General features: G+C 66.3%; 19 protein-coding genes. 7 read left to right on the top strand and 12 right to left on the bottom strand.

The genetic code is table 11. The features are described 5' to 3' along the window. The first annotated feature begins 116 nt into the window (after positions 1-116). The 3 genes from AC5RWU_RS01590 to AC5RWU_RS01580 all read left to right on the top strand — a co-directional run bounded on the left by AC5RWU_RS01590 (position 117) and on the right by AC5RWU_RS01580 (position 2,155). Positions 117-659, top strand: a complete 543-nt coding sequence (locus tag AC5RWU_RS01590) for a YceI family protein (RefSeq protein ID WP_494029118.1) — start codon at positions 117-119, stop codon at positions 657-659. Between the two features lie 135 nt (positions 660-794). Further along, positions 795-1,298 carry a hypothetical protein gene (locus AC5RWU_RS01585; RefSeq protein WP_494029117.1) on the top strand — a complete coding sequence of 168 codons (504 nt, stop codon included), beginning with the start codon at positions 795-797 and terminating at the stop codon, positions 1,296-1,298. 176 nt (positions 1,299-1,474) lie between these two features. Next, a complete protein-coding gene (locus AC5RWU_RS01580) occupies positions 1,475-2,155 on the top strand; it encodes a hypothetical protein (protein ID WP_494029116.1) in 681 nt (226 codons plus the stop codon). Positions 2,156-2,165: 10 nt separating this feature from the next. Here the strand turns inward: AC5RWU_RS01580 and AC5RWU_RS01575 are convergent, their stop codons facing one another. Both AC5RWU_RS01575 and AC5RWU_RS01570 read right to left on the bottom strand, forming a co-directional pair. Beyond that, positions 2,166-2,879 (bottom strand): redox-sensing transcriptional repressor Rex, encoded by a 714-nt coding sequence (locus tag AC5RWU_RS01575; protein ID WP_494029115.1) that lies wholly within the window; start codon positions 2,877-2,879, stop codon positions 2,166-2,168. Between the two features lie 157 nt (positions 2,880-3,036). Next, positions 3,037-3,300, bottom strand: coding sequence for a glutaredoxin family protein (locus AC5RWU_RS01570; protein ID WP_494029114.1), 264 nt, complete (start codon positions 3,298-3,300; stop codon positions 3,037-3,039). Between the two features lie 67 nt (positions 3,301-3,367). Here AC5RWU_RS01570 and AC5RWU_RS01565 point away from each other — a divergent pair, with 67 nt between their 5' ends. Further along, complete coding sequence (locus tag AC5RWU_RS01565) at positions 3,368-4,180, top strand: HAD family hydrolase (RefSeq protein ID WP_494029113.1); 813 nt, start codon at positions 3,368-3,370, stop codon at positions 4,178-4,180. Positions 4,181-4,261: 81 nt separating this feature from the next. On the opposite strand, the gene AC5RWU_RS01560 is transcribed toward AC5RWU_RS01565, so the two are convergent. From AC5RWU_RS01560 to AC5RWU_RS01550, 3 genes are all read right to left on the bottom strand, one after another. Further along, positions 4,262-4,360 carry a 30S ribosomal protein bS22 gene (locus AC5RWU_RS01560; RefSeq protein WP_003792170.1) on the bottom strand — a complete coding sequence of 33 codons (99 nt, stop codon included), beginning with the start codon at positions 4,358-4,360 and terminating at the stop codon, positions 4,262-4,264. 209 nt (positions 4,361-4,569) lie between these two features. Continuing rightward, complete coding sequence (locus AC5RWU_RS01555) at positions 4,570-4,779, bottom strand: helix-turn-helix domain-containing protein (protein WP_494029112.1); 210 nt, start codon at positions 4,777-4,779, stop codon at positions 4,570-4,572. A gap of 159 nt (positions 4,780-4,938) precedes the next feature. Further along, a complete protein-coding gene (locus AC5RWU_RS01550) occupies positions 4,939-6,090 on the bottom strand; it encodes a 3-deoxy-7-phosphoheptulonate synthase (protein WP_494029111.1) in 1,152 nt (383 codons plus the stop codon). Positions 6,091-6,328: 238 nt separating this feature from the next. On the opposite strand from AC5RWU_RS01550, the gene AC5RWU_RS01545 reads away from it, so the two are divergent. Next, positions 6,329-7,564: an alpha-hydroxy acid oxidase gene (locus AC5RWU_RS01545; RefSeq protein ID WP_494029110.1), complete on the top strand. Its 1,236-nt coding sequence runs from the start codon at positions 6,329-6,331 to the stop codon at positions 7,562-7,564. Positions 7,565-7,640: 76 nt separating this feature from the next. Here the strand turns inward: AC5RWU_RS01545 and gdhA are convergent, their stop codons facing one another. The 3 genes from gdhA to AC5RWU_RS01530 all read right to left on the bottom strand — a co-directional run bounded on the left by gdhA (position 7,641) and on the right by AC5RWU_RS01530 (position 10,992). Then, entirely contained in the window at positions 7,641-8,981 is a 1,341-nt protein-coding gene (gene gdhA, locus AC5RWU_RS01540) for an NADP-specific glutamate dehydrogenase (protein ID WP_494029109.1), read from the bottom strand. Between the two features lie 152 nt (positions 8,982-9,133). Further along, positions 9,134-9,700, bottom strand: coding sequence for an ArsR/SmtB family transcription factor (locus tag AC5RWU_RS01535; protein ID WP_494029108.1), 567 nt, complete (start codon positions 9,698-9,700; stop codon positions 9,134-9,136). An 83-nt stretch (positions 9,701-9,783) separates the two neighbouring features. Then, complete coding sequence (locus AC5RWU_RS01530) at positions 9,784-10,992, bottom strand: acetoin utilization protein AcuC (RefSeq protein WP_494029107.1); 1,209 nt, start codon at positions 10,990-10,992, stop codon at positions 9,784-9,786. A gap of 146 nt (positions 10,993-11,138) precedes the next feature. Between AC5RWU_RS01530 and AC5RWU_RS01525 the strand changes: the two genes are divergently transcribed. Further along, positions 11,139-12,551: a TrkH family potassium uptake protein gene (locus tag AC5RWU_RS01525; protein WP_494029106.1), complete on the top strand. Its 1,413-nt coding sequence runs from the start codon at positions 11,139-11,141 to the stop codon at positions 12,549-12,551. Further along, positions 12,544-13,227 (top strand): potassium channel family protein, encoded by a 684-nt coding sequence (locus AC5RWU_RS01520; protein WP_494029105.1) that lies wholly within the window; start codon positions 12,544-12,546, stop codon positions 13,225-13,227. The genes AC5RWU_RS01525 and AC5RWU_RS01520 overlap by 8 nt, the downstream gene beginning before the upstream one ends. Before the next feature lie 14 nt (positions 13,228-13,241). On the opposite strand, the gene proC is transcribed toward AC5RWU_RS01520, so the two are convergent. From proC to topA, 4 genes are all read right to left on the bottom strand, one after another. Further along, entirely contained in the window at positions 13,242-14,093 is an 852-nt protein-coding gene (gene proC, locus AC5RWU_RS01515; protein WP_494029104.1) for a pyrroline-5-carboxylate reductase, read from the bottom strand. 358 nt (positions 14,094-14,451) lie between these two features. Then, positions 14,452-15,270 carry a sugar phosphate isomerase/epimerase family protein gene (locus tag AC5RWU_RS01510; protein ID WP_494029103.1) on the bottom strand — a complete coding sequence of 273 codons (819 nt, stop codon included), beginning with the start codon at positions 15,268-15,270 and terminating at the stop codon, positions 14,452-14,454. Next, on the bottom strand, positions 15,271-16,293 hold the full coding sequence (locus AC5RWU_RS01505; protein ID WP_494029102.1) for a Ppx/GppA family phosphatase: 1,023 nt from the start codon (positions 16,291-16,293) through the stop codon (positions 15,271-15,273). A gap of 52 nt (positions 16,294-16,345) precedes the next feature. Then, positions 16,346-19,105 (bottom strand): type I DNA topoisomerase, encoded by a 2,760-nt coding sequence (topA, locus tag AC5RWU_RS01500; RefSeq protein WP_494029101.1) that lies wholly within the window; start codon positions 19,103-19,105, stop codon positions 16,346-16,348. Between the last annotated feature and the right edge of the window lie 45 nt (positions 19,106-19,150).

Below are 19,150 nucleotides of genomic sequence, written 5' to 3'. Positions count from 1 at the left end.
GAATTTGGGCCGCGGGGCCTCAATCATGCATTTGCATTTTCTGCCCGCGAGGGCGGCCGGGCCAGACCGGGTTCCGCGCTCACTGCACGTCGTGATCAGACATAAGGAGCAGCATTATGACCATCCCCACCGGACTCACTACCGGCACCTGGACCCTCGACGGCTCGCACAGCGAAATCGGCTTCACCGTCCGCCATGCCGGCATCAGCAAGGTCCGCGGCAGCTTCGACAAGGTCGACGCCAAGCTTGAAGTCGGCGAGCACCTGGACGACTCCAAGGTCATCGCCGCCGTGGAAACCGGAAGCTTCAACTCGAATGAGCCGAACCGCGACGCCCACGTCAAGGGCGAGGATTTCTTCGATGCCGAAAAGTTCCCGGAGATGACGTTTGCCTCCACCAAGATCGAGGGCAACGGCGAAACCTTCAAGCTCACCGGTGCCCTGACCATCAAGGGCATCACCAAAGAAGTTGTCCTCGAGACCGAGTTCAACGGTGTCGCCGTCGATCCCTTCGGTGCCACCCGCGCGGGCTTCTCCGGCCAGACCACCATCAGCCGCAAGGAATTCGGCCTGACCTGGAATGCCGCCCTCGAGGCCGGCGGCGTGCTGGTCGGGGACAAGGTCACCATCAACGTCGACGCTGCGTTCGTCGCTCCATAGCACCGGCCATCCGGCGGGAGTGTTCCGAAGGGCCGCCTCCACAGCAGTGACTGTGGAGGCGGCCCTTCACCGTTTCCGCCGGCGGCGGGTTCCGGTCCCCTTTCGAGGCGAAGCCCGCAGGGCTACCGTGGTGCCATGGGCAGCAACAGCCGGAGCGAACCGGCGCCACGGTACGACGTCGTCAGGCGGCCGGCGTCGATCCTGGCCGCCGTCGGGTGCTGGCTTCTCTATGCCGCGGCGATCCTCGTTTCCACCGTCTGGCTCGCTGCCTCCATGGCGGCCGTGCACGGCGCCGGCGTGCTGTGGGACATTCTGCACTTCGTGGTGGTGCTAACCGGATTCGGCATCACACTGACATTCTGCGCCGTATGTTTCCACCACGGACGGCCCTGGGCCAGAGGCATGCTGACCGGCCTGGCCGGCGCGGGCATTGCGGTGTTCCTGGTGCTGTCGCTCCCCGACTGGCTGAGCGGCCCGTTCCACCCGGAGCCGCACTCCCCCGATCCGCCGGAAGCCCCGGGGGAATTCATTATCCGGCTGGCTGCCGGCCTCGTGCTCTTCGTGATCCTGCCCACGGTGGCCCTGGCCCTGACCTGGCGCCGCTCTGCCAGCCTGTGGAGCAGGAGCGTCTCTGCCTGATGGCAGCCGCGCGGCTGCCGACTGCCCGGCCGTCCGCACTCATCCTTGAGGCTGACCGCCGCCGCCGGCAAGCGAGGGTAGGGTTGACTTAGGCCCGCCGCGGAGTGTCAGGTGCTGGCGGGAGGTCCAGTCAGCAGCAGCGCAAATCAGCAGCGCACAGATGAAAAGGATGGGCGATGAGCACACCTGAGAACGACCCGAACCGGCCAGCAAATCCGAGCCCGGCCGGCGAACCGGAAAACCAGCCCAAGTACGGCCAGCAGGCGCCGCAGTACGGCCAGCAGGCCCCGGGCGCGGCGCCGCAGTACGGGCAGAACCAGCCCCAGTACGGGCAGAGCCCCTATGGCCAGCCGGCGCAGTCTCCGTACGGCTACCAGCAAGGCCAGGCCGCCGGCTACAACTATCCCAGCCAGGCCAGCGCCGGTGCCCCACGCACCGCGCCCAAGGAAGTGGTCATCGCCTTCTGGCTGATCCTCGCGGCCGGAGCCCTCTACCTGCTCGCTGCGATCCTGGGCGCCATCAATCCTGAAGCCCAACTGCTGCCCGGCCAGATGGACCAGCTGATGGAGCTCTCCGGCGGCGCGATGGACCGCGAAACGTTCCTGGCCATGTACGGCACATCGGTACTCATTACGGGCATCATCGTCACCGGCCTGTACGTGCTGATGGCCTTCCTGGTGAAGAAAGGCAAGAACTGGGCCCGGATCACGGCCACGGTCTTCGCGGTCCTGTCCCTCTTCGGGATCTTCGGCGGCCTGCTTCCGGCGCTGTACGTCCTGCTGGGCGTCGTCGCCGTCGTCATGCTGTGGCTCAAGCCATCCAGCGAATACTTCAAGCCGCAGCCGCGGGGCTTCTGACGGCTGCCGCCTATTGGGCGGCGCGGGCGCCGGGTTCGGACTGCAGGTCCGGATCCTGCGCCCGCTGTGCGTGGTAGGCAAGAATCTGCAGCTCGGTGGCCATGTCTACCTTGCGTACCTGGACGTGCTCCGGAACCTGCAGCACGATCGGCGCGAAACTGAGAATGCTGCTGATACCCGCGGCCACCAAGCGGTCGCAGAGCGCCTGGGCTACCTTGGCCGGCACCGCGAGGACCGCCATGTTGGCGCGGGTCCGCTCCAGCACCGGTTCCAAATCCTCGACAGGGCTGACACGCAGCCATCCGACTTCCTGACCGATCACCAGCTGGTCAGAGTCGAACAGTGCCACGACTTCGAAGCCGCGGGATACGAACCCGGAATAACCGGCCAGGGCCCGCCCCAGGTTACCGGCACCGACGATGGCCACGCGCCAGTCCAGCGTCAGGCCAAGCGCTGCGGAAATCTGCCGGCTGAGGTACTGGACGTCGTAGCCGACGCCGCGGGTTCCGTACGACCCAAGATAGGACAGGTCCTTGCGCAGGGTCGGCGAACTGACTCCGACTGCTTCGGCCAGCGCCTCCGAGGAAATCCGCTCCAGGCCATCGCCGAGCAAGGCATTCAGTGCGCGCAGGTAGATCGTGAGCCGTTTGAGCGAGGCAGGCGGAATCTCGCGCCCGGAAGGCCCGACGGCGCGGCGCGGCACTGGGGGGATATCCGACGTCATTGCTACCTGTCCAGCTCCATCGTTCAGGCACGCTGCGGCGTGCCAAGCCACACTGCCCCGGAACAGACTGCCCCTGAACAGACAATGTTGGGTATCTCTACACTCTAAGTGCCCTTGGCACCGGCTCAAAGTCCGGCTCCGTGAGCTTGCCCTCAAATTACCCGGCCAGCAGGCGCCGGAGCCGCTGCTCATCGATGTGCCAGAAATCGCGCTGGACACCGTCGACCATCACCACCGGGATTTCCTCGGCGAAGCGTTCCATCAGCTCCGGGTTCCCGGTAATCGACTGCTCCCGCCACTCGATGCCCAGTTCCCCGGCTACGCGGGCGACCACGGTCCTGGCCTCCGCGCAGAGATGGCACTGCGGTTTGGTCAAGAGCACCAGGTCGTGGGAACGAGGGGCAGGGTTGGTATTGCTCATAGCAAACACGGTAGCGCGAACGGCAGGCAGCGACGCACCGGACACCGGATATAGCTAGACTCAAACCATGCCCTTAGCCCCCTCCAGGAACGCGAAGGACGCCGCTGTCCCCTCCCGGCCGCTGAAGGAAGCAGCATTCTTCGACGTGGACAACACACTGATGCGGGGGGCCAGCCTGTTCCACGTTGCACGCAAGCTCTATGAGCGGCGCGCTTTCACCCTGCGGGATGTCGCCGGCTTCACCTGGAAGCAGCTGCAGTTCAGCCTGCGCGGCGAGAACATCAATGACATCCACTCCATCCGTGATGCCGCTCTGGCCTTCGCTATCGGAATCGCCGAAGACGACGTCCTGGCCATGGGTGAGGAAGTCTATGACGAGATGATCGACTCGAAGATCTGGCCCGGCACCCGGGCGCTGACCGAGCAGCACCTGAGGGCAGGCCGCCAGGTGTGGCTGGTGACCGCCACGCCGGTGGAAGTAGCCAATGTGATCGCCTCCCGGCTGGGCCTGACCGGCGCGCTCGGCACGGTCGGCGAGATCGCGGACGGTCTCTACACCGGCCAGCTGGTAGGCGAGATCCTCCACGGTGCCGCGAAGGCCACGGCCGTCGCCGAGCTCGCCCGGGAACAGGGCCTCAACCTGGACAGATGCTGGGGCTACAGTGATTCCTTCAATGACGTGCCGCTGCTCACCCTGGTCGGCCATCCGGTGGCCATCAATCCGGATGCCCGGCTCCGGCGCCACGCCAAGGAGCACAACTGGGCTGTCTACGATTTCCGCAGCGGCCGCAGAGCCGCCACCTTCGGGCTCAAAGCGGCAACGATGGGCGGGGCTGTCTATGGAATCTGGAAAGGCTTCGCCCGGATCCGGCGCCGCTAGGGCACTGCTGCTGGAAGCCGGCGCTGTTAACGGCCGCGGCCCGCCACCCTTGCGGGCAGCGGGCCGAGCGGACCGAAGATCCTACTTCTTGTTGCGGCGCTGGTGGCGGGTCTTGCGAAGCAGCTTGCGGTGCTTCTTCTTGGCCATACGCTTGCGGCGCTTCTTAATTACTGAACCCACTTAAGTCCTCACAAACTCTTGTTGATTGCCTGCGTCGACATGCCTGGACCTAATGCCGCCGGGCATATTTCAACTGACAGATTCTTACGATGACGTAAAACGTTCCTTAACAGGGTACCGCCTCGCAGCGGGTGCCCTTGACCGCGCACGCCCTCAGCGGCCGCCACAGCCATGCGCCTCTACGGCGGAAGCCATTGCACCGGCAACGGTTACGCGGTTTCGTGCTTCCCGCCGATGATGCCGCGCAGATATTGCTCTACGGCAGCTTCAGGCACACGGTAGGAGCGGCCGAACTGGACTGCCGGCAGTTCGCCGGCATGGATCATTCTGTAGACAGTCATCCGGGAAACCCGCATAACCTCTGCGACTTCTGACACCGTCAGAAAATGTACGTCCGGGAAGGTCCCCTCGTCGGCCATTTCGTCACTTTCCTTCACTTGGCGGAGATCAACGGCGTGCCGACTGGACACACCCAGCGATTACCGTCCACTCCTCCACTCTAGTGTCTGGTGTGACTCCTGTGAAAGCCACCCGTCACGTATCAGCGCGGCGATTCGATGGCATCCGGTTCCCGCTGGTCAGAGCGTGGCTGCGGCCGCGGAAGCCTGGCGACGGCGGCCGACGCTCAGCGCCAACTGGTCCAGCACGCCGGCGGTAACATCCCACTCCATGCAGGCATCCGTCACGCTCTGCCCATACACCAGCACCGTCCCGCCGGCCCGTTCGGCCGGATCCAGTTTCTGGGCTCCCCCGACGAGGAAACTTTCCAGCATGATGCCGGCGATGGCACCGGCGGCGGGGCCGGTCTGCCCCGCACCCGCGGCCCGTTCCGGGCTTTCCACCTGTGCAGCCAGTTCCAGTGCGACTTCCGCCTGCCGGAGATGGCTCTTGCCGCTGTTGGCGTGGCTGGCATCGACGATCACGCGCGGATTGAGACCGGCCCGCCGGAGCCTGGCCGAGGCCGCAGCGACGTCCCCGGCGGAGTAGTTCGGCCCCGCGCTGCCGCCCCTCAGGATCAGGTGCGTATCCGGGTTGCCGTCGGTGCTGACCAGCGCCGCCCGTCCCTCGCCGTCGATCCCCAGGAAGGACTGCGCCGCTGCGGAGGCGGCGCAGGCATCCAGTGCAACCTGCAGGCCGCCGTCGGTACCGTTCTTGAAGCCGATCGGCATGGACAGCCCGGAAGCCAACTGGCGGTGGATCTGGCTTTCGGTGGTGCGGGCGCCGATGGCACCCCAGCTCACCAGGTCCGCCATGTACTGGGGGCTGATGGGTTCCAGGAATTCCGTGGCCGTGGGCAGCCCGAGGTCCGCCACCTCCAGCAGGAATCGGCGGGCCAGGCGCAGGCCGGCGGGAACGTCGTGCGAACCGTCCAGGAACGGATCGTTGATCAGGCCCTTCCAGCCCACTGTCGTCCGCGGCTTCTCGAAGTAGGTGCGCATGACGACCAGCAGTTCCCCACGGTGCCGTTCAGCCTGCACGGCAAGCCGGCGCGCGTACTCGAGGCCGGCTTCCGGATCGTGGATGGAGCAGGGGCCGGCAATGACCAGCAGGCGGTCATCGACCCCGTCCAGCACTGCCCGCACCTCATCCCGCCCGCGGGCGACGACGCCGGCAAGCCGGTCCGTGAGCGGCAGTTCTGCCAGCAGTTCCTGCGGGGTAGGCAGCGGCTGGAAGCGGCTGACGCGCAGGTTGGAAGTGCTGGTGGCATGGGCCGCGGTGATTGTGGTCATGGTCTGTCCCGTCCTGTGGAGGCGGGAGCTGTCCGGGCCTCTTGGCCCTCCAGAACCCGCCGGAGAAATGGCGAAGGGCAGAGATTGCTCTCTGCCCTGTTGGCTCTGAAGGTACGTTGGAAGCGTTACTTAGACGCAGGCCCCTCCAGAGCCAACGAAAAATACGCATACCAACGACGAGTCATAGTGACACCCTATGGTGAAACCTCCCTGGAGCGCAAACCGGTATCGTGACCGTATGAACCAGACCACACCAGCTGCCCTGCGGCGCCGGGTTCCCAAGGCCAGGGACCTGGCCCCGCTGCTGCAGTTCCGACGACCGGGCATCGGTGCCGCCGCACGGCTGAAGAAAGCCAACACCATCGGGGACCTGCGCGCCATCGCCAGACGCCGCACCCCCAGGGCACCCTTCGACTACACCGACGGCGCCGCGGAGGCGGAGATCACGCTGGCCCGGGCGCGGCAGGCCTTCCTTGACCTGGAGTTCCAGCCGGGCATCCTGCGCAATGTGGCGCATGTGGACCTGCGCACCGACATCCTGGGCGCCACCGCCAGCATGCCCTTCGGCATCGCTCCCACCGGCTTCACCCGCATGATGCAGTCCGAGGGTGAGTACGCCGGATCCATGGCCGCGGCTGCCGCCGGCATCCCCTACACCCTCTCCACCATGGGCACCGCATCGGTCGAGGACGTCGCCGCCGCCGCACCGACCGGACGGAACTGGTTCCAACTGTACCTCTGGACGGACCGCGACCGCTCCCTCGAACTCGTGGACCGGGCCGCACGGGCGGGCATGGACACCCTGCTGGTCACCGTCGACACCCCCATCGGCGGGGCGCGCCTGCGGGACGTCCGCAACGGCATGACCATTCCCCCGGCCCTGACCCTGCGGACCGTGCTGGACGCCTCCTACCGGCCGGGGTGGTGGTTCAACTTCCTCACCCACGAACCCCTGGCATTTGCCTCGCTCTCCCGCTTCCCGGGGACGGTCAGCGAACTTATCGACTCCATGTTCGACCCGACCATCACCTTCAACGATCTGGCCTGGCTGCGCGGGACCTGGAAGGGCAAGCTCGTGGTCAAGGGCATCCAGACCGTCGAGGACGCCAAGCGGGTGGTGGACCACGGCGCGGACGGCATCGTGCTGTCCAACCACGGCGGCCGCCAGCTGGACCGGGCACCCGTGCCGCTGCACGTGCTCCCGGACATCGCCGCCGCCCTGAAGGGAAAGACCGCCATCATGCTGGACACCGGCATCATGAGCGGTGGGGACATCGTGGCCGCCCTGGCCCTGGGCGCGGACTTCACCCTGATCGGCCGGGCCTACCTCTACGGCCTGATGGCCGGCGGCCGCGCCGGCGTCGACCGGGCCATCGGGATCCTGCGCGGGGAGATCTCCCGTACCATGCGCCTGCTCGGCGTCAACCGGGTAGCGGACCTGAACCCGGACCACGTCCGCCTGCTGAACCGCTGAAAAACGGACGACGGCGGTGCCCACCTGAGGTGGGCACCGCCGTCGTTTGCCGTATGAGGCTGAAAGGCGCGACTCGCTAAATAACGCCCAGGGCCAGCATCGCTTCCGCGACCTTGACGAAGCCGCTGACGTTCGCGCCGACCACATAGTTGCCCGGCGCGCCGTATTCCTCGGCGGTCTCGGCGCAGCGGTTGTGGATGCCGACCATGATGTCGGTCAGCCGCTCTTCGGTGTATTCGAACGTCCAGATGTCCCGGCTGGCATTCTGCTGCATTTCCAGTGCGGAGGTAGCCACGCCGCCGGCATTGGCCGCCTTGCCCGGACCGAACAGGACGCCGGCGTCGTGAAAGATCGAGGTGGCCTCGCTGGTGCAGGGCATGTTCGCGCCTTCGGCCACGGCCACCAGGCCGCCTTCGACCAGCCGCGCCGCTGCCTTGTCATCCAGCTCGTTCTGCGTGGCGCACGGCAGGGCAACCGTTCCGGTCACGTCCCACACATTGCCGTCGGCCACGTACTTGACGGAAGTGCCGCGGCGCTCGGCGTACTCGGCGATGCGTCCGCGCTCGACTTCCTTAATCTGGCGCAGCAGCTCGATGTCGATGCCGGCCTCGTCCACCACGTAGCCGGAGGAATCCGAGGCCGTAATGACCGTCGCACCGAAGGACTGCGCCTTGGCGATCGCATTGATGGCCACGTTGCCGGAACCGGAGACCACCACCCGCTGGCCGTCGAAGCTCTGGCCCTTGGTCTTCAGCATTTCCTGGGCAAAGAGGACGGCACCGTAGCCGGTGGCCTCCGGGCGGACCAGCGATCCACCCCAGCTGATGCCCTTGCCGGTGAGGACACCGGACTCGTACCGGTTGGTGATGCGCTTGTACTGGCCGAACAGGTAGCCGATCTCGCGCCCGCCCACGCCGATGTCGCCGGCCGGGACGTCCGTGTACTCGCCGATGTGGCGGTACAACTCGGTCATGAAGGACTGGCAGAAGCGCATGACCTCGCCGTCGCTCTTGCCGCGGGGGTCGAAGTCCGAACCGCCCTTGCCGCCGCCGATCGGCATTCCCGTCAGCGCGTTCTTGAAGATCTGCTCAAAGCCCAGGAACTTGACGATGCCCAAGTAGACGGAGGGGTGGAAGCGCAGTCCACCTTTGTACGGGCCCAGCGCGGAGTTGAATTCGACGCGGAAGCCGCGGTTGATCTGCACGGCACCGCTGTCATCGACCCACGGGACCCGGAAGATGATCTGCCGTTCCGGCTCGCAGATGCGCTGCAGAATCGCAGCTTCGGCGAATTCCGGGTGCTTGTCCAGGACCGGGGCAAGACTTTCGAAGACTTCCACCACAGCCTGGTGGAATTCCGTTTCGCCTGGATTGCGCGCGAATACCTGATCGCGGACGGCATGCAGCCTTGAATCCAAAGGTGAACTCCTTTTCAAACGTTCGGGGCCAGCCGCCACACGGCGCCGATGTCAATACGACAACCCGGCCGACACTGTATTTTTCCATATATGACGCGCGCCGAACGAACAGGCTTGTGAGACGCCTGAAATACAGGCGTAATGCACCCGTGTCAGGACTCCCGCCTGCGGCGCAGTTTCGGAAGATGTGCTATAAGGTCCGCGGCCCGGCCCGCAGCACGGCCCACCGTCCGGCCGATCTGCTGCTGGACTTTGTCATCCGCCGGCACTTCTACCGCCCCCGCCATAGTTGCGGGAGCGGTCACGGCCGGCGGCAGGGACGACGGCGGCACAGGCGCCGGTTCGGCTGTCGTATACGCCGCTGCAGGAGCGGGCGCCGGGGTTTGGACCGCGGCCGGGGCCGGGACCGCAGTCTGGGTCCGGGCTGGGGCCGGAGCCTGTGCCGGAACCGCGGCCGGGGCCAGGTTGAACCCGGACAACCAGTCAGCCACCCGGTCCAGCGGCGCGGTCTCGAGGGAGTAGAAGCGCTTCTGCCCCTGCGCGCGCATGGATACCAGCCCCGCCTCGCGCAGGACCTTCAGGTGCTTGGAGACTGTCGGCTGGCTAACCGCCAACTCTTCCACCAGTTCACCTACCGCCTTGTCCCCGGAGCGCAGCGATCCGAGAATTTCCCGACGTGTGCCCTCAGCGATGACGGCGAATACATCATCGATCACCATTCCATAACCCTATCCGCATATACCGAGGCTGATTTCCTGTGCGGCAGCCAGCCGGGCGGCCATCTCAGGCAAACGCCGCCATCTTAGTCAAACCATGGATCCAGCCCGTACAAGGGGAAAATCTCCTTGCGTGTAGCCATCACGGTCCGGTCGACGGCATCGTTCGGGTCGTAGCCCACTTCCCACGACCGCCACCACAGATCCACGCCGTCGCCCATCAACTGCGGTGCCTTCGCGCCGTACTTTTCCCGCACGTAGTGCCGCCACTGCTCCGGAACCGGGGCGCTGACCGGCACCGGTGAACCCGCGGCCACCGCTATCAGGTGGCTCCAGGAGCGGGGCACGACGCTGGTGAAGTTGTAGCCCCCGCCGCCGGTGGCGATCCACCTGCCCTCGCAGTGCCGCTCGGCCAGTTCGCAGATGCTGACCGCCGCCTGGCGGTGCCCGTCCACCGTGGTGTCGAGGTTGCTCAGCGGATCTTCGCGGTGGCTGTCGCAGCCGTGCTGGCTGACAATGACCTCCGGCTCGAATGCCGCCGCCAGCTGCGGCACGATTGCATGGAAGGCACGCAGCCAGGCCGCATCCGTCACATGCGAGGGCAGCGCGACGTTCACGGCCGTTCCTTCGGCCCCGGGGCCGCCGATCTCATTGGCGAAGCCCGTCCCGGGAAACAGCCGCAGGCCCGTTTCATGCAGCGAGATGGTCATGACGCGCGGATCGTCCCAGAAGATATTCTGTGTGCCGTCGCCGTGGTGCGCGTCGACGTCGATATAGAGCACCCTGGAGGTGCCGCCGTCGAGCAGGAGCTGGATAGCGGCTGCGGCATCGTTGTAAATGCAGAAGCCGCTGGCGTAGCCGCGGGCCGCGTGGTGCATGCCGCCGGAGAAATTCACCGCGTGCATGGCAGCACCTGACAGCACGGCTTCGGCTGCGGCCAGCGATGCACCGAAGAGCCGCGCGCTGGCCTCGTGCATGCCGGCGAACGCCGGATCATCCTCGGTCCCGAGTCCGCGATCGGGATCAAGCGAGTCCGGATCGGCACTGACCCGGTGGACGGCGTCGATATAGTCCTGGTCGTGGACCCGGGCCAGCTGTGCGTCCGTTGCCACGAACGGCGGCGCGACCGTTACCGCCGGCAGGTCGAAAAGGCCCAGATCCCGGGCCAGCCGCGCCGTCAGCTCCAGGCGGTCCGGGCGCATCGGATGGTGCGCGCCAAAATCGTAGGCCAGCAGGGATTCATGCCAGACAACGTGCGTGGGCGGGGCCGATCCGGGGCCGGGAAGGGTAGACATCATGCTCAGGCTACGCGATCGGCGCAGACCCCTGCCACGTGCACCCGCATAAAGTGGTTTACTACGAAGGACGCGAGCGCCGCAGGCAGAATTTCAGTCAGAACTTCCGGCAGAATGTTGGGCAGAACGGAGCAGTTAAGACAAGCATGGCAAGGAACCAGCCGGTGTGGCTGCCAGAGCGGGAGAGGCCCCGGCTCGGAGCCCTGCGCTCCATCCGGGACTTCATCGACAGCGTCGCCAACAGCTCGCCCGCCCGCCTTGCCCTCATAGCCTTCGCCAGCGTCATCCTGGTCTTCACGGGGCTCCTGTCCCTGCCCTTCGCCGCGGCGGACGGCGCGGCCACCCCCCTGCACGATGCGATGTTCACCGCTGTCTCGGCCGTCTGCGTCACCGGGCTCACAGTCGTGTCCACGGCGGTCCACTGGTCCTTCTTCGGACAGTTCGTCATCCTGCTGGGCATCTTCATCGGCGGCCTGGGTACCCTGACCCTGGCCTCGGTGCTGGCGCTCATGGTCAGTAAGCGCCTGGGTGTCCGCGGAAAGCTGATCGCGCAGGAAGCAATGAACGCCGGCGGACGGCTGGGGGAGGTCGGCACGCTGCTGCGGATCGTCATCACCACCTCGGTCCTGATCGAACTGGCACTGGCGCTCATGCTGATCCCCCGCTTCATGGTGCTCGGCGAGCCCTTCTGGCAGGCCGTCTGGCACGGCATCTTCTATTCGATCTCCGCGTTCAACAATGCCGGGTTCACCCCTCACACGGACGGCCTGGTCCCCTACGAAACGGACATGTTCATCCTGGCGCCGCTCATGATCGGGGTATTCCTGGGGAGCCTGGGCTTCCCGGTGATCATGGTGTTGCTGCAGAGCGGCTGGCGGTTCCGGAAGTGGAACCTGCACACCAAGCTCACCATCCAGGTCACCCTTCTCCTGGTAGTCCTGGGAACCATCGCCTGGGGCGCCATGGAGGCCAACAATCCGGAGACGATTGGCGGCCTGCCTCTGGGCGACCGCATTATCCACGCCCTCTTTGCCTCCGTCATGACCCGCTCGGGCGGTTTCAACCTGGTGGACCAGAACGCGATGGAGGGCTCCACAATGCTGCTGACGGATGCCCTGATGTTTGCCGGCGGCGGTTCGGCGTCGACGGCGGGCGGCATCAAGGTGACCACCATCGCCGTCATGTTCCTGGCCATCATCGCAGAAGCCCGCGGCGACCGTGACGTCAAGATCTACGGACGGACGATCCCCGAGGGGACCATGCGCGTGGCCATCTCCGTGATCGCCGCAGGCGCCACCTGGGTGGCACTGGCCGCCGGCCTGCTCCTGGCCATGACAGGTGAAAGCCTGGACCGGGTCCTCTTCGAGGTCATCTCCGCCTTTGCGACGGTGGGGCTCAGCACCAACCTGAGCGCCGAACTCCCGCCCGAAGGAAAATACGTGCTGTCGGCATTGATGTTCGCCGGCCGCATGGGTACCATAACCCTCGCTTCCGCTCTGTCCCTCCGCCAGCGCCGCCAGCTTTACCACTACCCGGAAGAAAGGCCGATCATTGGCTGACAGAACCTCTCCAGGCCGGCCGCCCCACAACGCGCCGGTCCTTGTCATCGGGCTCGGCCGCTTCGGCGCGGCGACGGCCGAACAGCTGGTCAAGCAGGGCCGCGAGGTCCTGGCGATCGAACGGGACCCGGCCCTGGTCCAGAAATTCGCCGGCACGCTCACCCACGTGGTGGAAGCAGACGCCACCAACATCGACGCTCTCCGCCAGCTCGGGGCACAGGAGTTCAACGCCGCCGTCGTCGGTGTCGGCACGTCCATCGAATCCAGCGTGCTGATCACCGTGAACCTCGTGGACCTGGGGATCGAGCATCTCTGGGTCAAGGCCATCACACCCTCGCACGGCAAGATCCTGACCCGCATCGGCGCCAACCACGTAATCTACCCGGAGGCTGCCGCCGGCATCCGGGCCGCCCACCTGGTGTCAGGGCGGATGCTGGACTTCATCGAATTCGACGACGGGTTCGCCATCGTGAAGATGTACCCGCCGAAGGAAACCCAAGGATTCACCCTCGGCGAGTCCCAGATCCGCAGCAAATACGGGGTCACAGTGGTGGGCGTGAAATCCCCAGGCGAGGACTTCACCTATGCCCAGCCCGGCACCAAGGTGTCCAGCCGGGACACACTGATCGTATCCGGCCATGTGGATCTGCTCGAGCGCTTCGCGGCCCGGCCCTGAGGCTGCCCCGGAGGCTACCCCTGGGACTTGAGTTCAGCCGTGATCTGCGCAGCCCGTTCCGCCGCGGCTCGTGCGCCGGCGGCGATAATGCCGGGCATACCAGAGGTGTCGAAGGTCTGGATTGCCCGTTCGGTGGTGCCGTTGGGGCTGGTCACCGCCTTTCGGAGCGCAGCAGCATCGGCGCCCGGCTCGCTCAGGAGGACGCCTGCTCCCGCTACCGTCTCGCGCGCCAGCAGTGCCGCCAGCTGCGGATCGAGCCCCAGTTCGGCACCGGCAGCCGCCATGGCCTCAGCCAGGTAGAAGGCATAGGCGGGACCGGAGCCGCTGATGCCGGAGAGCGCATCCACCTGGCTTTCGGGAATTTCGACGACGGTGCCCGCGGCCGCGAGGAGATCCTTGGCCTGTGTTATCTGCTCAGGCGTGCAGTGGGTTCCGGCCGAAACCGAGATGACTCCCCTGCCCACCCGGGCCGGGGTGTTGGGCATGGTGCGGATGACCGGCTGTCCCTGCGGCAGCGCACCTTCCAGCAGCTCGATCGAAACCGCCGCCGCGACGCTGATGACCAGCGCCTCCGGCTTCAGGCCAGGCGAAATTTCGCGGGCCAGGTCCAGGATGCCGACGGGCTTCACGCCCAGGATGACCACGTCCGCAGTCCGGACCGCGTCCAGGTTCGCCTGCTGGTTCTCACTGCCGGCCAGCGCTGTGATGCCATGCCGTTCCGCCAGTTCGCGGGCCCGCTCCGGTCTGCGGACGGTGGCCGTGACCTGCGCGGGGTCCAATCCTCCGGCCAGCAGTCCGCCGAGGATGGCCTCATTCATGGAGCCGCAGCCGAGGAATGCGATGCGTGGTGAGGTAGCTGTAGTCATGGACAACATCCTGCCATGCCGCCCGCCCAGCCCGGACTCCCCGTCCACCAGGACTCACAGGATATTCACAGCTATTTCAGGGTGTTATCCCAAGAAGGGTCGCTACATTGATCCGTACCTCATATGGTGCGAGTGATTGCGGACCGGACTTGTTCAAGGCGGATTTGTTCAAACCGACTTACCCAAGCCTGCTTCTTCAAGTCTGTATAGTCCGGTCCGGCGCCGGCGGGCATTCGAGCGTCTCCCCCAGCGCTCCATAGGCCCGCCGGCGTTTCTCGTTTAATCCGCACGTTTCTCGCTGAATCCGCGACTGAACCGCAGTCCGGCACAGCGCCGGCCCGCCGCCGTCGTACTTCCCTTACGGTTCCCGGGCGGGAACCGCGGCGAGGTGTTCACGCGCGAAGGCGAGCGTCCGGGCCAGCCATTCCTCGCGCTCCCCGGTACCGCGCGCCTTGCGCGTGCTGACCTCCACCGCGATGACGCCGTCCCAGCTCGTCCGGCCCAGGTGCTGCAGCGCTTCGGCGCAGCGCTGCGTACCCTCGCCCGGCATCAGGTGCTCGTCCTTGCCGTTGAAGGTGCCGTCGGTCAGGTGCACGTGGCGCAGCCGCGATCCCAGGTTCCGGATCTCCTCATAGGAATCCATGCCCGCGATGGCCGCATGGGAAAAGTCCCAGGTCAGCGCCTCATAGTCCAGAGGCACCGGGTTCCAGTGCGGCAGGTAGGCCTTCGCCTCGCGTCCGCGCACTCGCCACGGATACATGTTTTCCACCGCGATGGTGATGCCGGTGTCCTCGGCGATGTCCCGGACACCCTGGGCGAAGTTCTCGGCATAACCGGACTGCCAGCGGAACGGAGGATGCACTACCACGACGTCGGCACCGACTTCGTGCGCCATGGCCGCGGACATCTGGATCTTGTTCCAGGCCTTACCCCAAACCTGCTGGGTCAGCAGGAGGGTCGGCGCGTGGATGGCCATGATGGGCTGCCCGTAGCGTTCGCTGAGCGTCCGCAGCGTGTGCGGATTCTGGCTGGTTTGGTTGTTGGTCACCATGACTTCCACCCCGTCATACCCCAGGTCGTGGGCTACAGCGAACGCGTCATGGACCGAAAGCGGGTAAACCGAGGCGCTGGACAGCGCCACCGGTATCTCAGCGCGGGCCTCATTGTTGGTCGTCATCTATTCCGGCCTTCCGTCCATAGCTGCTAGCTGGTATTCACGGGAACGCAGGTCCACGTGACCGACTCCCACCGTGCGGAAGGAACGCATGCCCTCGCTTTGCAGGTAGTCCAGGCGCTGCAGGATGAGTCCCTCGCGCAGGGCCCAGGGGCAGATCTGAAGGGTCCGGATGCTGAACAGGTCCATCGCCGCCTCGGCGACCATGGCACCGGCCAGCAGCTGCGGGGCGCGGATTTCGGAAACGCCCGGCAGGTTGACCCGGTCGGCGACGGTCATGGCGGCAATCCGGGGAATCCACAGCGCCAGATCATCGTGGCGCAGCTCGCGCCGGATATAGGGCCCTGCCGTGGACGGCGCCGCACCGGTGATCCGGGCGAGCGAACGGAACGTCTTGGAGGTGCCCACCACGAGGTCCGGGACGGCGCGGGCAGCGAACTCCTTCACCACCGGCTTCAGCGTGGACCGGATGTACTTGCGCAGGTCCTTTACGCTCTTGGCCGTCGGCGGGTCACCCTCCAGCCAGTCGCGGGTCAGGCGGCCGGCACCGAGCGGAACGGACTGCGCGAAGTCCGGCAGAGCATCCTGGCCCAGGGCCATTTCGAAGGAGCCGCCGCCGATGTCGAGGTCCAGGATGGTCCCCGCGCTCCAGCCGTGCCAGCGCCGGGCGGCGCGGAACGTCATGGCAGCTTCCTGTGCTCCGGACAGTTCCATCAGCGAAACCGTGGTTTCGCTCTTCACCCGGTCCAGGACTGCTTCGCCGTTGCCCGCCTCGCGGATGGCGGACGTACAGAATGCCAGCAGATCCTCGGCCTCGTGCCGTTCGGCGAATTCGCGGGCCTCGCGCACGAAGGCGACCAGCTCGTGCTGGCCCTCCTCCTTGATGTTCCCGGCCTCGTCCAGATAGGCCACCAGCTGCAGCGGACGCTTGTGCGAGGCGAAGGGCACCGGGCGTGCCCCGGGGTGCGCGTCAACCAGTAGCAGGTGAACGGTGTTGGAACCGATGTCGAGGACCCCTAGGCGCATGTGTTTATTATGTCGCTTCCCCGGTTGCCGACTGCAACTGTTGCAGGCCCGCCTACTTCTTGGCTGCCGCTGTTTTGCGCGGTGCGGCAGTCTTGCGGGCCGCCGGCCGCTTGACCGGCCCCTTGGCCCGCTTCTCCGCCAGCAGCTCGATGGCCTTCTCGCGGGTGAGCTCCTCCAGCGACGTATCCCGCGGCACGGTGATGTTGGTGACACCGTCCGTGATGTACGGACCGAAGCGGCCCTCCTTGACCACAATCTTCTTTTCGGACACGGGGTCCATGCCGAACTCGGCCAGCGGCGGCACGGCGGCCCGCGCGCCGCGCTGCTTGGGCTGGGCGTAGATCTCCAGCGCCTGCTCCAGCGTGATGGTGAAGATCTCCTCCTCCGAGCCGATGGAGCGCGAGTCCGTCCCCTTCTTCAGGTACGGGCCGAACCGGCCGTTCTGCACGGTGATCTCGTTGCCTTCGGCGTCGGTCCCCAGCACGCGGGGCAGGGACATCAGCTTGAGTGCGTCCTCCAGCGTCACGGTGTCCACGCTCATTGACTTGAACAGCGAACCCGTGCGCGGCTTGACCTTCACCGGTTTCTTCGGCGGCTTGGGCTTGCCGTTCTTGTAGTATTCGACCGGCTGGTTGGCCAGTTCCTCCGCGCTGGGCTCCGGGATGATCTCCGTGACGTAGGCGCCGTAGCGGCCCTCCTTGGCCACGACTGTCCGGCCGGTCTCCGGGTCCTGGCCAAGCACCCGCTCCTCCGGGCCCTGGGTGTTCATCAGCTCGACGGCCTTTTCCGCCGTCAGCTCGTCCGGTGCCAGCTCCTCTGGCACATTGGCCCGCTGCGGCTCGGTTCCTTCGGGCGCATCCTCGGGCAGGAGCTTCTCCAGGTACGGTCCGAACTTGCCTACCCGCAGCGTGATGCCGTCGGCGATCGGGACCGAGTTGATCTGCCGGGCGTCGATTTCACCCAGATCCTCCACGATCGTGTGCAGCCCGGTGTCCTGCCGGTCGCCGTAGTAGAAGCGGTCCAGCCAGTCCACCCGGCCGGCTTCGCCGCGGGCAATCCGGTCCAGGTCCTCCTCCAGTTCGGCAGTGAAATCGTAGTCCACATAGTCGCTGAAGTGCTCCTCGAGCAGCCGCACCACGGAAAACGCGATCCAGCTGGGCACCAGGGCCGAGCCGCGCGTCTTGACATAGCCGCGGTCCATGATGGTGGAGATCGTGGCGGCGTACGTGGAGGGCCGGCCGATCCCGCGCTCCTCCAAGGTCTTCACCAGTGAGGCTTCCGTGTAGCGCGGCGGCGGCGAGGTTTCATGCCCGACGGCGTTGACTTCCTGGGCGGTCAGCGCATCCTTCGCGCTGAGGTTGGGCAGGCGCGTCTCCTTGGCTTCCGCCGCCTCGCCGTTCTCGTTGCGGACCTCGTCCTTGCCCTCCTCATAGGCAGCGAGGAAGCCGCGGAAGGTGATGACGGTGCCGGAGGCGGCGAACTCGGCGTCCCGCCCGTCTGCGGCAATGGCACCCAGGCGGACCGACGCCGTCGAACCCTTGGCGTCCGCCATCTGGGAGGCCACGGTGCGCTTCCAGATCAGCTCGTAGAGCCTGAACTCATCGCCCCTCAGCTGCTGGGCCACCTGCGCCGGGGTCCGAAAGGAGTCCCCGGCGGGCCGGATGGCCTCGTGGGCTTCCTGCGCGTTCTTGGCCTTGCCGGTATAGATGCGGCGGGATTCAGGCACATATTCCGGCCCGTAGAGCTCGGAGGCCTGGCGGCGGGCGGCGTTGATGGCCTGGTCACTCAGCGCCGGCGAGTCCGTACGCATGTAGGTGATGTAGCCGTTTTCGTACAGCCGCTGCGCCACCTGCATGGTCACGCGGGCGGAGAAGCGCAGTTTGCGCGCGGCCTCCTGCTGCAGCGTGGAGGTGGTGAACGGAGCCGCCGGGCGGCGGGTGTAGGGCTTGTTCTCGACCGAGCGGACCTCGAACGCCGCAGCCTGCAGGCCTTCGGCAAGCGCGACGGCGGCCGCCTCGTCCAGGTGCGCGACATTCCGGCCGGTGAGCTGGCCGGCGTCGTTGAAGTCCTTGCCGCCGGCGACCTTGACTCCGTCCAGGGCGACGAGCTTGGCCCGGAACTTCTCCGCCGCCTCGGTGGCGAAGATGCCCTGCAGGTCCCAGTAGGACGCGGCCCGGAACGCCATCCGCTCGCGCTCGCGCTCCACGACCAGGCGAGTGGCGACGGACTGCACGCGGCCGGCGGACAGGCCGCGCTTGATCTTCCGCCACAGCACCGGGGAGATCTCGTAGCCGTAGAGCCGGTCCAGGATGCGGCGGGTTTCCTGGGCGTCCACCAGAGCGATGTCGACGTCGCGCATCTCCTGCAGCGCCCGCTGGATGGCTTCCTTGGTGATTTCCGGGAAGGTGAGGCGGTGGACCGGGACCTTGGGCTTGAGCACCTCGAGCAGGTGCCACGCGATGGCTTCGCCTTCGCGGTCACCGTCAGTGGCCAGGTAGAGTTCGTCGGCGTCCTTGAGCGCGGCTTTGAGCTCGGCCACCTTCTTCTTCTTGTCCGGGGAGACGACGTAGTACGGCTCGAAACCCTTTTCCACGTCCACCGCGAACTTGCCCACGGACGTCTTCTTGAGCTCGTCCGGCAGTTCCGAGGGCTGCGGCAGGTCGCGGATATGCCCCATGGAGGCTTCAACCTCGAAGCCCTCGCCGAGGTACCCGGCGATGGTTTTCCCCTTGGCGGGAGACTCGACGATGACGAGTTTCTTGCCGGTTCCCTGCGGGGATTTTGCCTTGGCGGCAGCGGCCTTTGTGGGCACGGTACTCCTACTAACTGATTGCCTGGCTAACTATGTGGCCTGGTT

The organism is Arthrobacter sp. B0427-1-12 (assembly GCF_059092905.1).
Note: the sequence above shows the minus strand (reverse complement) of the source record. Positions and strands in the feature narration are given on the sequence as shown.

What these genes read in the sequence shown, in the direction of transcription:
- AC5RWU_RS01545 (WP_494029110.1), top strand. Translation starts at nt 6,329, where the DNA reads ATGAACCAGACCACACCAGCTGCCCTGCGGCGCCGGGTTCCCAAGGCC.
- AC5RWU_RS01590 (WP_494029118.1), top strand. Translation starts at nt 117, where the DNA reads ATGACCATCCCCACCGGACTCACTACCGGCACCTGGACCCTCGACGGC.
- AC5RWU_RS01530 (WP_494029107.1), bottom strand. Translation starts at nt 10,992, where the DNA reads ATGTCTACCCTTCCCGGCCCCGGATCGGCCCCGCCCACGCACGTTGTC.
- AC5RWU_RS01580 (WP_494029116.1), top strand. Translation starts at nt 1,475, where the DNA reads ATGAGCACACCTGAGAACGACCCGAACCGGCCAGCAAATCCGAGCCCG.
- AC5RWU_RS01510 (WP_494029103.1), bottom strand. Translation starts at nt 15,270, where the DNA reads ATGACGACCAACAATGAGGCCCGCGCTGAGATACCGGTGGCGCTGTCC.
- proC (WP_494029104.1), bottom strand. Translation starts at nt 14,093, where the DNA reads ATGACTACAGCTACCTCACCACGCATCGCATTCCTCGGCTGCGGCTCC.
- AC5RWU_RS01555 (WP_494029112.1), bottom strand. Translation starts at nt 4,779, where the DNA reads ATGGCCGACGAGGGGACCTTCCCGGACGTACATTTTCTGACGGTGTCA.
- AC5RWU_RS01575 (WP_494029115.1), bottom strand. Translation starts at nt 2,879, where the DNA reads ATGACGTCGGATATCCCCCCAGTGCCGCGCCGCGCCGTCGGGCCTTCC.
- AC5RWU_RS01550 (WP_494029111.1), bottom strand. Translation starts at nt 6,090, where the DNA reads ATGACCACAATCACCGCGGCCCATGCCACCAGCACTTCCAACCTGCGC.
- AC5RWU_RS01535 (WP_494029108.1), bottom strand. Translation starts at nt 9,700, where the DNA reads ATGGTGATCGATGATGTATTCGCCGTCATCGCTGAGGGCACACGTCGG.
- AC5RWU_RS01525 (WP_494029106.1), top strand. Translation starts at nt 11,139, where the DNA reads ATGGCAAGGAACCAGCCGGTGTGGCTGCCAGAGCGGGAGAGGCCCCGG.
- AC5RWU_RS01570 (WP_494029114.1), bottom strand. Translation starts at nt 3,300, where the DNA reads ATGAGCAATACCAACCCTGCCCCTCGTTCCCACGACCTGGTGCTCTTG.
- AC5RWU_RS01585 (WP_494029117.1), top strand. Translation starts at nt 795, where the DNA reads ATGGGCAGCAACAGCCGGAGCGAACCGGCGCCACGGTACGACGTCGTC.
- AC5RWU_RS01565 (WP_494029113.1), top strand. Translation starts at nt 3,368, where the DNA reads ATGCCCTTAGCCCCCTCCAGGAACGCGAAGGACGCCGCTGTCCCCTCC.
- AC5RWU_RS01505 (WP_494029102.1), bottom strand. Translation starts at nt 16,293, where the DNA reads ATGCGCCTAGGGGTCCTCGACATCGGTTCCAACACCGTTCACCTGCTA.